This window comes from Micrococcus sp. HMSC067E09 (assembly GCF_001812555.1).
In the GTDB taxonomy this organism is placed as follows: Bacteria; Actinomycetota; Actinomycetes; order Actinomycetales; family Micrococcaceae; genus Micrococcus; species Micrococcus lylae.
Genome location: NZ_KV809452.1, coordinates 67,091 through 84,125 on the forward strand (window position 1 = coordinate 67,091; position 17,035 = coordinate 84,125).

The window sequence follows — 17,035 nt, forward strand, 5'->3', positions numbered from 1 at the left end:
GATCAGTCCCGCGCGGTCGGCAGGTCGGCCTCGAGCCGCGCCCAGGACTCGGCCGCGGCGTCGCGTTCGGCCTGCTTCTTCGAGGAGGCGACGGCGGAGGCGTACTCGGTGCCGCCGACCCACAGGGTGGCCCGGAATCGCGGGTCATGCGCCGGGCCCTGCCCGACGATCTCGTAGCGCACGTCGCCGAGGGAATGTCGGGAGGCGGCCTCGGCCACCTTCGTCTTCCAGTCGGTGCCGGCACGGGCGATCTGCGGGTCGTCCAGCAGGGGCAGCACATGACGGTGCACGAGGGCCGCTGCGGCGACGGGGCCGTGGTCGATGTAGGCGGCTCCGATCAACGCCTCGAAGGTGTCCGCGAGGATGGAGTCCTTGTCCGCGCCGCCGGTGCGGCGTTCGCCCTCGCCGAGGCGGATGTGGGCCCCCACTCCGAGCCCGCGGCACACGTGGGCGAGCGCATGGGTGGAGACGATCGACGCCCGGCGGCGGGCCAGGTCGCCTTCGGAGAGGGCCGGGAAGGACTTGAAGAGGTGGTCGGTGACCACGTACCCGAGGACGGCGTCCCCGAGGAACTCGAGGCGCTCGTTGGTCGGCAGGCCGCCCTGCTCGTAGGCGAAGGAACGGTGTGTCAACGCCAGTTCGAGCGTCTCGGACGTGATCGTCACGCCGAGACGCTCGAACAGCGGGTCGGAGTCAGGCGCCGCGTGGCGCCCCTGCCGCGGGGAGGCGGGCGCCATCTCAGGCGTCGGCGACCTTGCGGCCCTTGTACTCGAAGAACAGCGGGGTGCCTGCGGAGTCGGTCTTCAGCTCGGCCTGGTGCGGCAGACGGTAGGAGACACGACCGTTCTCGACGGACTTGATCAGGGTCGGGGCCTGGGCCTTCCACTGGGAACGGCGGGCACGGGTGTTGGCACGGGACATCTTCCGCTTCGGGACTGCCACGACTATCTCTCTTCTGTCTCGGGGGTGGAGGTCTGTTCGGTCTCCGCGAGGGCGGCCAGGGCCGCCCAGCGGGGATCCACTCGCTCGTGGCCGTGCCCTTCGGGCGCGTCCTCGAGCCGGATGCCGCAGTCGGCGCACAGCCCTTCGCAGTCCGGTCGGCAGACCGGCTGGAACGGCAGGGCCGTGACCACGGCATCGCGGAGCACGGGCTCCAGGTCGATCGTCTCGTCGACGACCGCCTGCTGGTCCTCGTCGTCCGTCTCGGACGGGTCGGTCAGGTAGAGCTCCTGCAGGTCGACGGTGAAGCCGACCTCGAGCGGGTCGAGACAGCGGGCGCACTCGCCGCGCAGCTCGACGTCCGCCGTCCCCGTGACGAGGACGCCCTCGTGCACGGACTCCAGGCGGATGTCCACGTCCACGGGATCCCCGGCGGGGACGCCGAGGACGGGGATGGACAGCCCCTCGGGGGCGGGCCACTGCTCAGCGACCTCACGCTGGAGGCCCGTGCTGTGCAGCAGGTCCTTCACCGAGATGACCCACGGGGACGCGGCGTCGCGGTGCGGTGCACTCATCTGCTGACGCTCCTCTCGTCTCGTGGGGCAGACCGTACCCCGGGCACACCGGTGCCCAGGGAGAACCGACTGTCCATCATAACCGGTCGCGCGAGCTCGCGGCAACGCGGCGCGCTCAGAGGTCGGCGCTGTACTCCTTGAGCCAGGCGGTCATGTCCGCGCCGAGTTCGGGGTGGGCCGTGGCGAACTCCACGACGGCCTGCAGGTAGCCGAGCTTGTCGCCGGTGTCGTAGCGGCGGCCCGTGAAGACCACGGCGTGCACGCCGTGCCCCTCGGCGTCGCCGTCGGCGAGAGTCTGCAGGGCGTCGGTCAGCTGGATCTCGCCGCCGCGGCCCGGAGGGGTCCGGTCCAGGACGTCGAACACCGCCGGATGCAGCACGTAGCGGCCGATGACGGCGAGGGTGGACGGCGCATCCTCGCGTGCGGGCTTCTCCACCAGCCCGGAGACGCGGACGACGTCGTCCTCGCCCTCCACCGCCTCGACGGCTGCGACGCCGTAGGAGGAGACGGCCTCCTCCGGCACCTCCATGAGGGCCACCACGGAGCCGCCGTAGCGGGCCTGCACCTCGAGCATGCGCTCGAGCAGCGGATCCTCGGCGTGGATGATGTCGTCCCCGAGCAGCACGGCGAAGGGCTCCTGGCCGACATGACGGCGCGCACAGGCGACCGCGTGGCCGAGGCCGAGGGCCTGACCCTGGCGGACGTAGTGCATGTCACCGACGAGGTCCGACTCGCGGATCATCTCGATGCGACGGGTGTCGCCCTTCCTCTCCAGAGTCGCTTCGAGGGCCGGGTGACGGTCGAAATGGTCCTCCAGGGCGCGCTTGTTGCGGCCTGTGATGACGAGGATGTCGTCCAGGCCCGCGGCCCGGGCCTCGCGCACGACATACTCGATGGCTGGGCGGTCCACGACCGGCAGCATCTCTTTGGGCATCGCCTTGGTGGCCGGCAGGAAGCGCGTGCCGAGGCCGGCGGCCGGGATGACGGCCTTGCAGGCGCGGCGGGCGGAGTCCGGAGCAGACATGGTTCCCCTTCCAGGCGGCCGGGTGCCGCCGTCGAGTTCGGGTGCGGTGGTCTGTGTCGAGTCTAGGCGAGGGCGGACAACTCGCCGGGGAGAGGCGCTCAGCCCGCGAACCGCTGCATCACGGCCGTCGGGACGAACTCGGACACATCGCCGCCGAGGCCGTGCACCTCCTTGATGAGCGAGGAGGACAGATGCGTGTAGCGGGGATCAGCGGAGAGGAACACCGTCTCGATGCCCGTCAGATGGTGGTTCATCGTGGCCATCGGCTGCTCGTACTCCAGGTCCGTGCCGTTGCGCAGCCCCTTGACGATGGCGTTCGCGCCGGCCTCGCGGCAGAACTCGGCCAGCAGCCCGACGCCCATGGGTCTGACCACGACGCCCGCCAGGGACGAGAAGGTGGACTCGACCATCTCGATGCGCTCCTCCATGGAGAAGCGGTAGGTCTTCGCCGGATTCACGGACACGGCCACGACGACCTCGTCGAAGAGGTTGGCCGCACGCGCGATGACCTCCACGTGGCCGTGGTGGAGCGGGTCGAAGGATCCGGGGCAGACGGCTCTGAGCATGGATCCAACCTATCCCACGTGCCCGGAGCGTTCAGTACAGTCGAGCCCATGGCACCCCCGTCGTCCCACGATGTCCACACCCCGTCCGCCGACGCCCCTGCCCCACGCTGGCGGGCGACGGCGGAGGCCGCCGGCCTGCTGAGGCACGGCGTCCCCGCGCCGACGGTCTTCGAGACCATGACGTCCCTCGCCCTCGCGCACGACGCCGTGAACCTGGGCCAGGGGTTCCCGGACCAGGACGGGCCGGACGAGCTGCTCGCCCTGGCCGCCGATGCCGTCCGCACCGGCTCCAACCAGTACGCGCCGGGCACCGGCTCCCCCGCCCTCCGGCAGGCCGTCGCCGAGCACCGCCGCCGCCACTGGGGTGTGGACGAGGACCCGGACACGCAGGTGCTCGTGACCACCGGCGCCACCGAGGCCATCGCCGCCGCGGTCCTCGCGTTCGTCTCCCCGGGCGACGAGGTCGTCACGGTCGAGCCCTTCTACGACGCCCACGCCGCCACGATCGCCCTGGCCGGCGGCCGCCACGTCACCGTCCCTGTGGGCCCGCCGTCCTTCCTCCCGGACCCGGACGAGGTCGCTGCGGCCTTCACGGACCGCACCCGCATGCTCATCCTCAACACGCCGCACAACCCCACCGGAGCCGTCTACCCTCGGCCGCTGCTCGCCCGCCTGGTGGCCCTCTGCGCGGAGCGGGACGTCCTCGTGCTCACGGATGAGGTCTACGACCACCTGGTCTTCGACGGCGAACACGTGACCGGCCGCGCCGTCCCGGGTGCCGAAGACGTGGTGCTCACGGCGTCGTCGGCCGGCAAGTCGCTGGCGGTCACCGGCTGGAAGGTCGGCTGGCTGACGGGTCCGGCGGACCTCGTCGCCGCGGTGAGGGCCGTGAAGCAGTACCTGACGTTCTCCTCCGGGCCGGCGTACCAGCTGGCGGTCGCCGAGTACCTGCCCCGCGCGGACGCCTATCTGGCCGAGCAGCGTGAGCGCTACCGCGCCGGACGAGACCTGCTCGTCTCCGGTCTCCGTGCCGCCGGGCTGGACCCGGTGGTGCCACAGGCCGGCTACTTCGTCACGGTGGACCTCTCCCCGTGGGGAGTGGAGGATGCCCGGGCCGCCGCCGAGGACTGGATCCGCACGGCCGGGGTCTGCTCCATCCCGGTCTCGGCCCTGTGTCGCGCGGACGGCGACACCATGCGCTCCTGGCTCCGCCTCGCCTTCTGCAAGGACGCCTCGGTCATCGGCGAGGGCATGGACCGCCTGGTCCGGCACGCGGCCTCGCTGCGCGGCTGAGCCCGCCTCCTTTCCGACGACGGCCCCTCGGCCCCGGCCTCTGCCTCCCCCGGTCTCGTGGCCAGGCGGCGACCGCCTGGGCCGAGGCGCCGTCGTCGTGGTGGCAGGCCCGGAGGGCCGGGGTGCCCGACGGCCACGGCTCAGCGCACGTCCTGCCAGAAGTAGAGCGCGGTCTCGCCGTAGGTGCGCACGTCGACCTCCTCGAGCCCCTCGGGACGGGTCGGCGGCGCGCTGCGTGCGGAGCGCTCGAGCACGAGCAGCCCTCCGGGGGTCAGTGACGCGGCCGCCGACACGAGGACGCCGTCGAGTTCCGGGCCGTCGAGCGGGTAGGGAGGATCGGCCAGGATGAGGTCGGCCTCCGTCCGCCGCGCGAGGAAGCGCTCGACCGACTGGCCGAGGGCTGTGCCGGCACGCCGGCCGAGGGCCCGGTTGACGGCATCGGTGTTGCGGCGGCAGACCTCGAGCGCCGTCCGGTCCCGCTCCACGAGGGTGGCGGAGCGGGCGCCGCGGCTGAGGGCCTCCAGGCCCAGTGCGCCGGAGCCGGCGTAGAGGTCGAGCACCACCGTGTCCTCGCACCAGTCGCGGGACTGGAGCCAGGAGAAGAGGGCCTCCTTGGTCCGGTCCGTGGTCGGACGGGTGTCCGAACCACGGACGGAGGCCAGGGGCATGCCGGAGGCGGCGCCGGCGATGATGCGGCTCATGGCAGGTCGGTCATCCCTTCTCGGCGTAGTCGGCTGCGTGGGCGTGGGCCGCCTCCCAGCGCCGGACCTCCGCGACGGCACCGGGCCAGCCCTCGAGGCCGGCGTCCGCGGTGAGCGCGGCGGAGACCGCGTGGGCGGCCAGGGAGACGAGGCCGGCGTCCGCCACGACGTCCAGGTGGGCCAGACCGGACTGCATGCCGGACTGGGCCGCGCCGAGCACGTCGCCGACGCCGCGGCTGCGCAGGTCCTCCTGCGCGATGAGCATGCCGTCGTCGGTCCGCTCGAGGACCTGGAGCCGGTCGAGCGAGGGGTGTCCGTCCGGCAGGCGGGTGACGAGCAGACACACGGCGGGGTCGGGACCGCGGCCGATGCGGCCCCGGAGCTGGTGGAGCGTGGAGAGGCCGAAGTCCTCGGCGTCCAGGACGGCCATGACGGTGGCGTTGGGGACGTCCACACCGACCTCCACCACGGTGGTGGCCACGAGGACGTCGGTCTGTCGCTCCGCGAACGCGCGCATGGCGTCCTCCTGCTCCGCCTGGTCCATGCGGCCGTGGACCATGTCCAGGCGCACGCCGGACAGGGCCGGCAGGTGCTCCAGGCGGCGGACCATCTCCTCCACATTGGCATGGGCGGGGTCCCCGGGGTCCGGGTCGATGCGCGGGCAGACCACGAACGCCTGGTTCCCCGCGGCCACGTGCTCGGCGATCAGCTCCCACACGCGGGCGATGATCCGCGGACCATGGGCCATGCGGGCCACGTGGGTGGACACGGGCTGCCGACCGCGCGGCAGACCGCGCAGGACGGTGAGGTCCAGGTCGCCGAAGACGGTCATGGCCACCGACCGCGGGATGGGCGTGGCGGACATGACGAGCAGGTGGGTGCCGGGGTTGGCCTCGCGCAGGGATTGGCGCTGGTCCACGCCGAAGCGGTGCTGCTCGTCCACCACGGCCAGACCGAGGTCGAAGAAGCCCACCGTGGAGGAGAGCACGGCGTGCGTGCCCACGACGATGCCCGCCTCCCCCGAGGCCAGCTTGAGCAGGGCCTGCCGCCGCTCGGCGGTGCGCTGGGAGCCGGTGAGCAGCACGACCTCGGTGGCGGGTCCGTCCGCGGCGGCGAGGGTGCCGCCCTCGGCCAGCTCGCCCATCAGGGCCAGCAGGCTGCGGTGGTGCTGCTGGGCGAGGACCTCCGTGGGGGCGACGAGGGCGGCCTGCCCCCCGGCGTCGACCACCTGCAGCATGGCGCGCAGCGCGACGAGCGTCTTGCCCGCTCCCACATCCCCCTGGAGCAGCCGGCTCATGGGCTCGCGGGAGTCGAGGTCCGCGGCGATCGCGGCGCCGACCTCCTCCTGGCCCGCGGTGAGCGCGAAGGGCAGCCGGGCGTCCAGCGCCTCGAGCAGTCCGCCGGGCCGCAGCGGGCGCGGGGTGGCCAGAACAGTGCGGGCATCGGCGCGGCGCACGGCCAGGGACGCCTGGACCACGCAGGCCTCGCGCAGGGCCAGCGCCCGGCGCGCCGGGCCCACGTCGGCGAGCTCCGCCGGGGTGTGCAGGTCGCGGTAGGCCTGATCGATGGGCGGCAGCGGCGCGGGCAGGTTCAGCTCGGCGGCGGCGCGGGCGCGCAGGTCATCGGTGAGGACCTCTGGCACGGCGGACCAGTCCACCGCGTCCAGGACGGTCATCACCGCGGTGCGGACGACCCAGCTGGGCAGCTTGCCGGTGGCGCGGTAGAGGGCGAGGGGGCGCAGGTCGGCCTCGGTGGCCTCGGCGTCGTCGGCCAGGAGCGTGAAGTCCGGGTTGTTCAGGGTCACCCGGTCCCGGTAGACCGTGGTCTTTCCCTGGAACATCGCACGCCGTCCCGGCACGAGGCGGCGTCGGGCGTCGTGGCCGTTGAAGAAGGCCATGGACAGGGACGCCCCGGGGCCGGCGGGGGTGTCCGGGTCCGCCACGGTCACGTCCACGATGAATCCGCTGCGGCTGCGCATCCGGCGGGTGGTGACGGAGCGCACCTCGGCCACGACGGTGACCTCGGCGTCGATCGGCAGCTGGGCGATCCGGGTCAGCTCGCCGCGTTCGATCCAGCGCCGCGGGACGTGGTCGAGCAGCCCGCCGACGGTGGTGATCTTCAGCTCGCGGGCGATCCGGTCCGCCGTCTTGCCGCCGAGGACGCCGGACAGCGGCAGGTCGAACGGGTGGGTGGCCGCGCCGACGCCGGCCTCAGCGCCCGCCATGGGCATGGGCGTGGTCGTCGTGGCCGCCGGTCAGGTCGCTGACGCGCAGGTCCTGCGGCTCGCCGGCCTCGTGCAGCAGCGACTCGACGGCCTCCGCTTGAGGCACATGCACGTGCACGCGCCACGGGACGGGGCTCTGGGGGTCCTCCCCGCGGCGTGTCGGCGCCACGATGACCGAGTCTCCGACCTCGGTGAGCCGGTGGCGGAGCGTGGCCGCTCCGATGGGGTCGAGCTCGATCGTGCACATGACCTCGACGCCGCCCTCGGCGCCCGCGGCCTCGGCGGTGATTCCCTCCGCATAGCCGTGCAGGCCCTCGGTGAGCTCGGTGTCCGAGTCCTCGTCCAGCATCACGGCGCGCAGCGCCTCGAAGACGAGGAGCAGCCCGACGGCGCCCGCGTCCACGACCGCGGCCCTGCTGAGCTCGTCCAGTTGCCACTCGGTCGCCTCCACGGCCGTCCGGGCATCGCGCACGCAGGCGCTCACCGTCTCCTCGAGCACGGCCCTCGTCTCGACCGGCCGGTCCTCTGCGACGGCTCGGCGCAGGGTCTGCGCGACGCTCTGCCGGACGACGCCCAGGACGGACAGCATCGTGCCTTCCCTGGGGTCGGACAGGGCCGTCCGCGCCGCGGTGTCCGCCCGGTGCAGGGCCGCCGCCAGCGCCGGTGCGGTCAGGGCCTCCAGGCCGCGCAGCGGATCCGCCATCCCTGCCACCATGACGGCCAGGAGGGTGCCGGAGTTGCCCTGCGCGGAGGACAGCGCCGCGGCTCCGGCGCGCGCGAGCGTGGCACCGATGTCCACGGGGCCGTCCTCCTGGCAGTCCACGGCGGCGTGGGCGGCAGCCATGGTCGCGTGCATGTTGCTGCCGGTGTCCGCGTCCGGCACCGGAAAGACGTTGAACGCGTTCAGCCGTTCGGCGGCCTGCCCGAGCAGCTGTTCGGAGCAGGCCAGCCAGCGGACGATGCGCGGGGGCCTGGGGGTGTGCGTCACTGATCGAGCACCTCGTCCAGAGTGCCGGTGCGGATGCCCTCGCCGATGCGGCGGATGGAGGCCCAGTCCGGCCACACGACGGCCTGATCGCCGGCCCATCCCGCGCCCAGGGTCGGCACGGTGCTCACGTTGATGTCGTCGCTTCGGACGTTGCGCATGGACCAGGCCAGATCGAACAGCCTGCCCGAGTCGAGGCTCTCGTCGAACGTCAGGTAGGGGGCGAGCGCGTTGACCGAGTTCCGCACGGAGTTGGGGTCCGTGAGGGTCGTGCGGGACATGGCCTTGGTGATGATCGCCTTCACCAGGCGCTGCTGGTTCTCCACGCGGGAGTAGTCGCCGTCGCCGAAGGCGTAGCGCTCGCGGGCATAGACGATGGCCTCCTCGCCGCTGAGGTGGATGTTGCCCTCAGCGAAGGAATGGCGCCCGCTGGTGAAGGCCCGCGGGTTGTACAGATCGACGCCGCCGAGGGCGTTCACCAGGTCGCGGAAGCCGACCATGTCCACGGCGACCACGTGGTCCACGCGGGCCTGGAACATGTTCTCGATCGTGGAGACCGCCAGCGGCACGCCGCCGAGCTGGTATGCGGCGTTGAGCTTGCGGTCGCCGTGCCCGCGGATCGGCAGCCAGGTGTCACGCATGATGGACATGACCTGGATGTTCTCCCGGTCGCCGGGGACGTGGACCCACATCATGGTGTCGGAGCGGCCGATGCCGGTGATGCGGGCGATGTCCGTGTCCTCGCCGTCCGTGAGATCACCGGAGTCGGCGCCCAGCAGCAGGAAGTTCACGGCCTTGCCGTCGATCTCCTCGTCTGAGCTGGAGGCCTCCGGGCCCTGGACATCGCCGGGGCCGGTGACCTCGGGCATCACCACGGAGCCGTTGTTCCCGCCTGCTTCGGCTCCGCCGGAGCCCTCGGAAGTGCCGCCGCCGGAGCCGTCCTCCGCCCCGTCGCCGCGGCCCTGCCCCGCACCGCCGCCGAACTGCGGGCGCAGGGACTCCTCGGGGAACACGCTCCCCTCGAACTTCTTGACGTCGTCCACGGTCTTCGCGATCCCGCCCACGTAGACGGCCACCACGGCGCCGGCCGCGATGAGCGCCAGCAGCAGCACGCCGACGACCACCATGAGGCCACGGCGGCGCCGGCGCGGACGCCGCCCGGTGTTCGGTTCGGTCGTCTGCTCAGTGGAATGGCTCACGTGGTGCGCTCCTGGGGCTCGGGAGGTCATGGCCGCGCTCCCGTGGCGCGGACGTGTCAGGAATACGCCTCCATGCTAGCGGCCGTTCCCGAGACTAGACTGGACGTCGTGCGTCCTCTCCCCGCCTCCAGCGCCCGGGCCGGCCTCGTCCTGGCCGGCGTCGTCCTGCTCGCCTCCGGCTGTGCGGACGGCCGCATCGCCTCCGTCTCCGCGGCCGAGAACGCGGCAGACCCGGCCTGCGCCCCGGCGATGATCGCCATGCCCGACGAGATCGGCGACCACTCACTCCGTCCCACGGACAGCCAGGCCACCGCGGCCTGGGGTGATCCCGCCGCCGTCGTCCTGCGCTGCGGCGTGGAGCCGCCGGCACCCACCACGGATCAGTGCATCTCCGCCGAGGGCGTCGACTGGGTCGTCAGCGAGGAGGGCGAGAACTGGCGAATCACCACCTACGGCCGCTCCCCCGCCGTGGAGGTGCTGTTCGCCCAGGATCGGGTCAGCTCCGACAGCGTCATGGTCACCCTCGCCTCGGCGGTCGGCCGCATCCCGGCCGAGCGCGGCTGCGTGAACCTGCAGGACGCCGACGAGGTCGGCTGAACCGACGTCGAGGCGCTCCATGGTGCACTGGAGCACTGACGCGGGTGCACCCCGGCACTGACGCGCTGATCACCGGTCCGACGTCCTGGGGACCGGTGCGGGTGCGCGGCCGTCGTCGTCCCGTCCTCCAGCGGAGGGATGCGGCCGGGCCGGTCCTCAGTGCAGGCCGGCGCCGCGCTCCAGGGCCAGCTCGACGAGCTCGGTGATCAGCTGCGAGTAGGGGATGCCGCTGCGCTCCCAGAGCGCCGGGTACATGCTGATCGGAGTGAAGCCGGGCATCGTGTTGATCTCGTTGATCACCCAGCGGCCGTCCGGGGTGTAGAAGAAGTCGCAGCGGGCCAAGCCGGCGCCGTCGATGGCCTCGAAGGCCCGCACGGCGAGCTCCTGCAGGCGTGAGATCTCCTCCTCCGGCATTTCTGCGGGGCAGGACAGCTGCGCGGCGTCGTCGTCCTGGTACTTGGCCTCGAAGTCGTAGAACTGGTGGTCGCCGGTCTGTTCCACCACCACGATCTCACCGGGCAACGACGCGCGCGGGACGTCCGTGCCGTGGCCGTCCAGGACGGCGCACTCGATCTCCCGGCCGAGGATGCCTGCCTCCACGACGACGCGCGGGTCGAACCGGCGCGCCTCCTCCACCGCGGCGCGCAGCTCGGCGGGCTCGGCCACGCGGGTGATGCCGAAGGACGAGCCGGCACGCGCAGGCTTGACGAACAGCGGGTATTCGAGGGAGCCCGCGCGCTCCAGGGCGGAGTCGGCGTCGCGCTGCCAGTCGCGGTCCGTGATGGTCTCCCAGGGTCCGACTTCCAGGCCGGCGGCCTGGAAGGCGACCTTCATGAAGTGCTTGTCCATGCCGACGGCGGAGGCGAGCACGCCGCAGCCCACGGCCGGCAGGTTGAGCGTCTCGAACAGGCCCTGGACGGTGCCGTCCTCGCCGAAGGGACCGTGCAGCAGCGGGAAGACGACGTCCACCCGACCCAGACAGGCTCCGTCGGAGTCCACGAGCTCGGTCGTGCCGTCCGAGGCCGCGCGCAGCGAGACCGGACGGGTCGGCTCGGGGACCTCCGGCAGGGAGCCGTCGCGCAGGCTCCACTGCGTGGGGTCCATGTCCTCGACGGACCACAGGCCCGAGCGGGCGACACCCACCGGAACCGGCTCCCACCGTTCGGTGTCGATCTCGCGCAGGACGTTCGCCGCGGTCACGCAGCTGACGGGATGCTCGCTGGAGCGGCCGCCGAACAGCAGAAGGACGCGCGGACGCTCGGTGACGGCGGAGGTGGTCATGCGCGGTGTCCTTCCGATTTCAGGTTGCGGGAGAGCAGCAGGTCGGCCAGTGTCGCGACCTCGAGACGGCCGGACACGACCGCGTTGATGGCTTCGCTGATGGGCATCTCGACGTCGTGGCGGCGGGCCAGGTCGACCACGGCGGACACCGACTTGATGCCCTCGGCGGTCTGCTTCATCGAGGCGACGGCCTCGTCCACGCCCATGCCGGTGCCGATGAGGCGTCCCGCGCTGCGGTTGCGGGACAGCGGCGAGGCGCAGGTGGCGACGAGGTCGCCGAGACCGGCCAGGCCGGCCATCGTCTCCGGGCGGCCGCCCACGGCGATTGCCAGACGCGTGGTCTCGGCCAGGCCGCGGGTGATCACGGAGGCCTTCGAGTTGTCCCCCAGGCCCTGGCCGTCGCAGATGCCGACGGCGAGGGCGATGACGTTCTTGACGATGCCGCCGATCTCCACGCCCACGACATCCGTGTTGGTGTAGGGGCGGAAGGTGCGCCCCGCGGTCATCGCGGCGATGGCCTCCGCGGTCTCCGCGGACTCGGAGGCGACGACGGTGGCGGTCGGCTCGCCACGGGCGATCTCGAGGGCCAGGTTCGGACCGGACACGACGGCGAAGCGCTCCGGGGGCACGCCGAGCGCAGAGGCACACACCTGGGACGGACGCTCGCCGGTGCCGCGTTCGAGGCCCTTCACCAGGGAGACCACGATCGCGTCCTCGGCGATGGAGTCCTTGACGGTGGTGAGCGTCTCGCGGACGTGCTGTGCGGGCACGGCGACCACCACGACGGCGGCGTCGGACACGGCCTGGTGGATGTCGGTCACCGCGGAGATGTTCTCCGGCAGATCGATGTCCGGCAGATACTCCGGGTTGCGATGCCCCAGGGTGATGGCGTCCGCGATCTCCCGGCGGCGGGACCAGAGCACGATCCGGTCGGCACGGCGTCCTTCCGGGGAGGTGCTGGAGCCCATCACGGCGGCGAAGGCGGTGCCCCAGCTGCCGGCGCCGAGGACGGCGACGCGTCCGGGGCGGCTCACGCGGCGCCCTCGCGTCGGCCGGTGCGCATGTCCCACCTGCCAGCCGGCGGATGCTCGCCGCGGAGCTCGGCCACGAGCGCGGTGAGCGCGTCCATCATGCGGTCGGTCCCTGCCTTGAGGTTCTCCCGGGTGGGCCTGCGGCCACGCAGGTCGGACAGATCGACGGGCTCGCCGACCACGATGCGCAGACGCTTGGGCGGGAACAGCGACGGCTTGCCCTTGTACGGCAGCACCTCCTGCGTGCCCCACTGGGCGACGGGCACGAGCGGAACACCGGTCTGCAGCGCCAGGCGCACGGCACCGGAGCGGCCGGTCATCGGCCAGCCCTCCGGGTCGCGGGTGACGGTGCCCTCGGGGTAGACGATGATGACGCCGCCCTCCGTGAGGACGTCCCGCGCGGTGTCCAGGGACTTGGCGGCATCCCCGCCGCGCTCCACGGGGATCTGGCGCAGGCCCGTGAGGATCTGCTGCAGCGGCGCGACCTTCCACAACTCGGCCTTCGCCAGGAACGTCGGCACCAGGCCCTGGTTGTAGACCATGTGGGCGATGTCCAGCGGATCGAACTCGGAGATGTGGTTGGCCACGACGATCGCACCGGTCTTCGGCAGCCGCTCCGTGTGCAGCCACTGCTGGCGGGTCAGCAGGCGCATGGCGGGACGCACGATGGCCGCTGCCGCGGCGTAGCCTGCGCGGACGCCGAACGGTGCCCGCGAGCGCGGGGACTTCTCCCGGCGCGCCATCAGGACTCGTCCGAGAGCTCGACGTCCGCGCCGAGGGCGAGCAGCTTGTCCATGAAGTGCTCGTAGCCGCGGTTGATGATCTCCAGGCCGGTGGCCTTCGAGGTCCCCTCGGCCGCCAGGGCGGCGATGAGGTGGGAGAAGCCGCCTCGCAGGTCCGGGATGTCGAAGGTGGCGCCCTTGAGCCGGACCGGACCCGAGATCACGGCCGAGTGCAGGAAGTTGCGCTGGCCGAACCGGCACGGGATGGAGCCGAGGCACTCGCGGTGCAGCTGGATGGAGGCGCCCATGCGGACGAGGGCGTCGGTGAAGCCGAAGCGGTTCTCGTAGACCGTCTCGTGCACGATCGACACGCCCGTCGCCTGGGTGAGCGCCACCACGAGAGGCTGCTGCCAGTCGGTCATGAAGCCGGGGTGCACGTCGGTCTCGAGCACGAGCGGGTTCAGCTCACCGCCGGCGTGCCAGAAGCGGATGCCCTCGTCGGTGACGTCGAACTCGCCGCCGATCTTGCGATACGTGTTCAGGAAGGCGGTGAGGTCGCGCTGGGAGGCGTGGCGCACGAAGATGTCTCCCCCGGTGGCCAGGGCCGCCGAGGCCCAGGAGGCGGCCTCGTTGCGGTCCGGCAGGGACGTGTGGTTGTAGCCGCGCAGCGTGGAGACGCCCTCGATGCGGATGGTGCGGTCGGTCTGGACCGTGATGATCGCACCCATCTTCTGGAGGACGGCGATCAGGTCGTGGATCTCCGGCTCGACGGCGGCGCCCTTGAGCTCGGTGATGCCCTCGGCCTTCACGGCGGTGAGCAGGACCTGCTCGGTGGCGCCCACCGACGGGTAGGGCAGCTCGAGCTTGGCGCCGTGGAGGCCCTTGGGGGCGGAGATGGAGATGCCGCCGGGGCGCTTGTCCACGACCGCGCCGAAGTTGCGCAGGACCTCGAGGTGGTAGTCGATCGGCCGGTCGCCGATCTTGCAGCCGCCGAGGTCCGGGATGAAGGCCTCCCCGATCGCATGCATCAGCGGGCCGCAGAAGAGGATCGGGATGCGGGAGTCGCCGGCGTGCGCGTCGATCTCCGCGGACTTCGCCTGCTTGACCCCGGCCGGGTCCATGGTGATGGAGCCGGCCTGGCTGTCCCAGTCGACGGTCACACCATGGAGCTCGAGCAGGGCGCTCACGACGTCGACGTCCTTGATCTCCGGGATGCTGCGGAGCACGGACGGGGTGTTGCCCAGCAGGGCGGCGACCATCGCCTTCGGCACCAGGTTCTTGGCGCCGCGGACGGTGACCTCTCCGGTCAGGGGCTTGCCGCCCTGGATCGTGAGCAACTTGGCCATAGCAGTGGTCCTCCCTCGCCGCGGGGTGGCGCAGCGTCGGTTCATGCCCACCGCCGGGCGGCGGGCCAGGTCTCTGCCGACCGGGACGCGCGGGGGCGCCCGGGCCGGGAATCACCCTTCAGCATAGGCGGTACCGCCGGTCCCGACACAGTGGCGCCCCGCTCCGGCACGCAGTCCGCTGTGCGCGAATGGTCACACCGGACCGCGCCGGGCGGGGCGGTCCGTCCGGGACGGCTCCTCCGGGTGGACCGGCTCGGGCCCGAGGGTGGACCGGCTCGGGCCCGGTCTGCGTCAGCTCGCGGCCGTGCGGGCCGGCAGGGTCCTCGGCGTGAAGTCCGGTCGCCCTGACTCGTAGGCGGTGATGGCCTCCTCCTCGCCGAGGGTGACGGCGATGTCGTCGAGCCCCTCGAGCAGGCGGTGCCGGGTCTCGTCGTCCAGCTGGAAGGACGTGGTGAAGGAGCCACAGGTCACGGTGCGGGAGAGGAGGTCCACGGTGACGGATGCGCCGGGCTGGTTCTCCAGCTCCTTCCAGATCCGCTCGATGTCCGCCGCCTCCACCTGAGCCGCCACGAGGCCCTGCTTGGCGGCGTTGCCGCGGAAGATGTCCGCGAAGCGCGGCGAGAGCACGGCGCGGAAGCCGTAGTCCTTGAGCGCCCAGACGGCGTGCTCGCGGGAGGAGCCGGTGCCGAAGTCCGGCCCGGCCACCAGCACGGTGCCGGCGGAGTACGGCTCGGTGTTGAGGATGAACTCCGGGTCCTGGCGCCAGCCGGCGAACAGGGCGTCGTCGAAGCCGGTGCGGGTGATCCGCTTCAGGTAGACGGCGGGGATGATCTGGTCCGTGTCCACGTTGGACGCGCGCAGCGGGACGCCGATGCCGGTGTGGGTGGTGAACTTCTCCATGGCTCAGGCCTCCTGGGGGACGCGGTCGAGGGCGGGCAGGTCGGACGGGCTCGCCAGACGGCCCAGCACGGCGGTCGCCGCGGCCACGACCGGCGAGACCAGGTGGGTGCGGCCTCCCTTGCCCTGGCGGCCCTCGAAGTTGCGGTTCGAGGTGGAGGCGCAGCGCTCCCCCGGCTCCAGCTGGTCCGGGTTCATGCCGAGGCACATGGAGCAGCCGGCGAAGCGCCACTGGGCGCCGAAGTCCTCGAAGATGCGGTCGAGGCCCTCCTCCATCGCCTGCAGACGCACGCGGGCGGACCCCGGCACGACCATGACGCGCACCCCCTCGGCCTTCTTCCGCCCCTCCACCACGGAGGCGAAGGCGCGCAGATCCTCGATCCGGGAGTTGGTGCACGAGCCCATGAACACGGTGTCCACCGCGATGTCCTTCATGGCGGTTCCCGCCTCGAGGCCCATGTACTGCAGCGCCTTGGCGGCGGCGGCCTGCTCGTCCGGGTCGGAGAAGGACTCCGGATGCGGGACGGCGTCGTTCAGGCTGACGCCCTGGCCGGGGTTGGTGCCCCAGGTGACGAACGGCTCGAGCGTGTCCGCGTCGATCACGACCTCGGCGTCGAAGACGGCGTCCTCGTCGGTGCGCAGGGTCCTCCAGTGCTCGACGGCGGCGTCCCAGTCGGCGCCCTCGGGAGCGTGGGGGCGGCCCTTGATGTACTCGAACGTGGTGTCGTCCGGAGCGACCATGCCGGCGCGGGCTCCGGCCTCGATGGACATGTTGCAGATGGTCATGCGCGCCTCCATGGAGAGGGAGCGGATGGCCTCGCCGCGGTACTCGAGCACGTACCCCTGCCCTCCACCGGTGCCGATCTTCGCGATGACGGCGAGGATGAGGTCCTTCGCGGTCACGCCCTCACGGAGGGTGCCCTCCACGGTGATCGCCATGGTCTTGAACGGCTTGAGCGGCAGTGTCTGGGTGGCGAGCACGTGCTCGACCTCGGAGGTGCCGATGCCGAACGCCAGCGCGCCGAACGCGCCGTGCGTGGAGGTGTGGGAGTCGCCGCAGACCACCGTCATGCCGGGCTGTGTCAGGCCCAGCTGGGGTCCGACGACGTGCACGATGCCCTGTTCCCGGTCGCCCAGGGAGTGCAGGCGGATGCCGAACTCCTCGGCGTTGGAGCGCAGGGCCTCGATCTGCGTGCGGGAGGTCGGGTCGGCGATCGGCCGGTCGATGTCCAGCGTCGGGGTGTTGTGGTCCTCGGTGGCGATCGTCAGGTCCGGCCTGCGCACGGGGCGGCCGGCCAGTCGCAGGCCCTCGAAGGCCTGCGGGCTCGTGACCTCGTGGAGCAGGTGGAGGTCGATGTAGAGCAGGTCGCGGCCGCGGGCCGCTCCCTCGCCCTCTCCGCGGACGACCACGTGCTCGTCCCAGACCTTCTCCGCCAGCGTGCGCCCGCGGGAGGTCTCGTGTGTGCCGGTCATGCGGCGCTCCTTCGTCGGTTTCGGGCCGGGCCGGTCAGGCCTGGCCCCGGGTTGTCGTCCAGGCCAGGGATGGCGGCCCGGTGCGGGGCCAGAGGTGGCGGCCCGTCACTGTCTTCACTGTCATCCTCGAGCCCAGGCGTGTCGACATCCGGTCGCCTCGGTTCCGCCATGCGGACACCACG

General features: G+C 72.2%; 17 protein-coding genes. 2 read left to right on the forward strand and 15 right to left on the reverse strand.

Annotated elements, in window-relative coordinates; all coding sequences use genetic code 11:
• Positions 1-2: 2 nt before the first annotated feature.
• The 5 genes from rnc to coaD form a co-directional block, all read right to left on the reverse strand.
• Complete coding sequence (gene rnc, locus HMPREF2863_RS09735; RefSeq protein ID WP_067188847.1) at positions 3-665, reverse strand: ribonuclease III; 663 nt, start codon at positions 663-665, stop codon at positions 3-5.
• Positions 666-738: 73 nt separating this feature from the next.
• Positions 739-942, reverse strand: a complete 204-nt coding sequence (gene rpmF / locus HMPREF2863_RS09740) for a 50S ribosomal protein L32 (protein ID WP_067188743.1) — start codon at positions 940-942, stop codon at positions 739-741.
• 2 nt (positions 943-944) lie between these two features.
• Positions 945-1,514, reverse strand: a complete 570-nt coding sequence (locus tag HMPREF2863_RS09745; protein ID WP_067188745.1) for a YceD family protein — start codon at positions 1,512-1,514, stop codon at positions 945-947.
• Between the two features lie 115 nt (positions 1,515-1,629).
• The gene (gene galU / locus HMPREF2863_RS09750) at positions 1,630-2,538 is read right to left on the reverse strand and encodes a UTP--glucose-1-phosphate uridylyltransferase GalU (RefSeq protein ID WP_070639755.1); all 909 of its coding nucleotides are present in this window, start codon (positions 2,536-2,538) and stop codon (positions 1,630-1,632) included.
• Between the two features lie 98 nt (positions 2,539-2,636).
• Positions 2,637-3,104 carry a pantetheine-phosphate adenylyltransferase gene (gene coaD / locus HMPREF2863_RS09755; RefSeq protein WP_070639757.1) on the reverse strand — a complete coding sequence of 156 codons (468 nt, stop codon included), beginning with the start codon at positions 3,102-3,104 and terminating at the stop codon, positions 2,637-2,639.
• 48 nt (positions 3,105-3,152) lie between these two features.
• Between coaD and HMPREF2863_RS09760 the strand changes: the two genes are divergently transcribed.
• Complete coding sequence (locus tag HMPREF2863_RS09760; RefSeq protein WP_070639759.1) at positions 3,153-4,397, forward strand: aminotransferase class I/II-fold pyridoxal phosphate-dependent enzyme; 1,245 nt, start codon at positions 3,153-3,155, stop codon at positions 4,395-4,397.
• A 140-nt stretch (positions 4,398-4,537) separates the two neighbouring features.
• Here HMPREF2863_RS09760 and rsmD read toward each other — a convergent pair whose 3' ends face one another.
• Genes rsmD through HMPREF2863_RS09780 form a run of 4 tightly spaced genes read right to left on the reverse strand, consistent with a single transcriptional unit; the run spans position 4,538 to position 9,506 of the window.
• Positions 4,538-5,098 (reverse strand): 16S rRNA (guanine(966)-N(2))-methyltransferase RsmD, encoded by a 561-nt coding sequence (gene rsmD / locus HMPREF2863_RS09765; protein WP_067188751.1) that lies wholly within the window; start codon positions 5,096-5,098, stop codon positions 4,538-4,540.
• A 10-nt stretch (positions 5,099-5,108) separates the two neighbouring features.
• A complete protein-coding gene (locus HMPREF2863_RS09770; RefSeq protein WP_070639883.1) occupies positions 5,109-7,322 on the reverse strand; it encodes an ATP-dependent DNA helicase RecG in 2,214 nt (737 codons plus the stop codon).
• Complete coding sequence (locus HMPREF2863_RS09775; RefSeq protein ID WP_083315359.1) at positions 7,309-8,310, reverse strand: DAK2 domain-containing protein; 1,002 nt, start codon at positions 8,308-8,310, stop codon at positions 7,309-7,311. Before HMPREF2863_RS09775 ends, HMPREF2863_RS09770 begins: the two co-directional genes overlap by 14 nt.
• Entirely contained in the window at positions 8,307-9,506 is a 1,200-nt protein-coding gene (locus tag HMPREF2863_RS09780) for an LCP family protein (RefSeq protein ID WP_070639761.1), read from the reverse strand. The genes HMPREF2863_RS09775 and HMPREF2863_RS09780 overlap by 4 nt, the downstream gene beginning before the upstream one ends.
• A 108-nt stretch (positions 9,507-9,614) precedes the next feature.
• On the opposite strand from HMPREF2863_RS09780, the gene HMPREF2863_RS09785 reads away from it, so the two are divergent.
• Positions 9,615-10,103, forward strand: coding sequence for a DUF3515 family protein (locus HMPREF2863_RS09785; RefSeq protein WP_245829842.1), 489 nt, complete (start codon positions 9,615-9,617; stop codon positions 10,101-10,103).
• Positions 10,104-10,259: 156 nt separating this feature from the next.
• On the opposite strand, the gene HMPREF2863_RS09790 is transcribed toward HMPREF2863_RS09785, so the two are convergent.
• The 6 genes from HMPREF2863_RS09790 to leuC form a co-directional block, all read right to left on the reverse strand.
• Complete coding sequence (locus tag HMPREF2863_RS09790; protein WP_070639763.1) at positions 10,260-11,384, reverse strand: D-alanine--D-alanine ligase family protein; 1,125 nt, start codon at positions 11,382-11,384, stop codon at positions 10,260-10,262.
• Complete coding sequence (locus HMPREF2863_RS09795; RefSeq protein WP_070639765.1) at positions 11,381-12,418, reverse strand: NAD(P)H-dependent glycerol-3-phosphate dehydrogenase; 1,038 nt, start codon at positions 12,416-12,418, stop codon at positions 11,381-11,383. The genes HMPREF2863_RS09790 and HMPREF2863_RS09795 overlap by 4 nt, the downstream gene beginning before the upstream one ends.
• A complete protein-coding gene (locus HMPREF2863_RS09800) occupies positions 12,415-13,158 on the reverse strand; it encodes a lysophospholipid acyltransferase family protein (protein WP_083315362.1) in 744 nt (247 codons plus the stop codon). The genes HMPREF2863_RS09795 and HMPREF2863_RS09800 overlap by 4 nt, the downstream gene beginning before the upstream one ends.
• A complete protein-coding gene (gene murA, locus HMPREF2863_RS09805) occupies positions 13,158-14,483 on the reverse strand; it encodes a UDP-N-acetylglucosamine 1-carboxyvinyltransferase (protein WP_070639767.1) in 1,326 nt (441 codons plus the stop codon). The genes HMPREF2863_RS09800 and murA overlap by 1 nt, the downstream gene beginning before the upstream one ends.
• Before the next feature lie 291 nt (positions 14,484-14,774).
• Positions 14,775-15,383 carry a 3-isopropylmalate dehydratase small subunit gene (gene leuD / locus HMPREF2863_RS09810; RefSeq protein WP_070639769.1) on the reverse strand — a complete coding sequence of 203 codons (609 nt, stop codon included), beginning with the start codon at positions 15,381-15,383 and terminating at the stop codon, positions 14,775-14,777.
• Positions 15,384-15,386: 3 nt separating this feature from the next.
• Positions 15,387-16,853 (reverse strand): 3-isopropylmalate dehydratase large subunit, encoded by a 1,467-nt coding sequence (gene leuC, locus HMPREF2863_RS09815; RefSeq protein WP_070639771.1) that lies wholly within the window; start codon positions 16,851-16,853, stop codon positions 15,387-15,389.
• Positions 16,854-17,035 lie beyond the last annotated feature (182 nt).

What these genes read in the sequence shown, in the direction of transcription:
- HMPREF2863_RS09745 (WP_067188745.1), bottom strand. Translation starts at nt 1,514, where the DNA reads ATGAGTGCACCGCACCGCGACGCCGCGTCCCCGTGGGTCATCTCGGTG.
- galU (WP_070639755.1), bottom strand. Translation starts at nt 2,538, where the DNA reads ATGTCTGCTCCGGACTCCGCCCGCCGCGCCTGCAAGGCCGTCATCCCG.
- coaD (WP_070639757.1), bottom strand. Translation starts at nt 3,104, where the DNA reads ATGCTCAGAGCCGTCTGCCCCGGATCCTTCGACCCGCTCCACCACGGC.
- HMPREF2863_RS09760 (WP_070639759.1), top strand. Translation starts at nt 3,153, where the DNA reads ATGGCACCCCCGTCGTCCCACGATGTCCACACCCCGTCCGCCGACGCC.
- rsmD (WP_067188751.1), bottom strand. Translation starts at nt 5,098, where the DNA reads ATGAGCCGCATCATCGCCGGCGCCGCCTCCGGCATGCCCCTGGCCTCC.
- HMPREF2863_RS09770 (WP_070639883.1), bottom strand. Translation starts at nt 7,322, where the DNA reads ATGGCGGGCGCTGAGGCCGGCGTCGGCGCGGCCACCCACCCGTTCGAC.
- HMPREF2863_RS09790 (WP_070639763.1), bottom strand. Translation starts at nt 11,384, where the DNA reads ATGACCACCTCCGCCGTCACCGAGCGTCCGCGCGTCCTTCTGCTGTTC.
- HMPREF2863_RS09800 (WP_083315362.1), bottom strand. Translation starts at nt 13,158, where the DNA reads ATGGCGCGCCGGGAGAAGTCCCCGCGCTCGCGGGCACCGTTCGGCGTC.
- murA (WP_070639767.1), bottom strand. Translation starts at nt 14,483, where the DNA reads ATGGCCAAGTTGCTCACGATCCAGGGCGGCAAGCCCCTGACCGGAGAG.
- leuD (WP_070639769.1), bottom strand. Translation starts at nt 15,383, where the DNA reads ATGGAGAAGTTCACCACCCACACCGGCATCGGCGTCCCGCTGCGCGCG.
- leuC (WP_070639771.1), bottom strand. Translation starts at nt 16,853, where the DNA reads ATGACCGGCACACACGAGACCTCCCGCGGGCGCACGCTGGCGGAGAAG.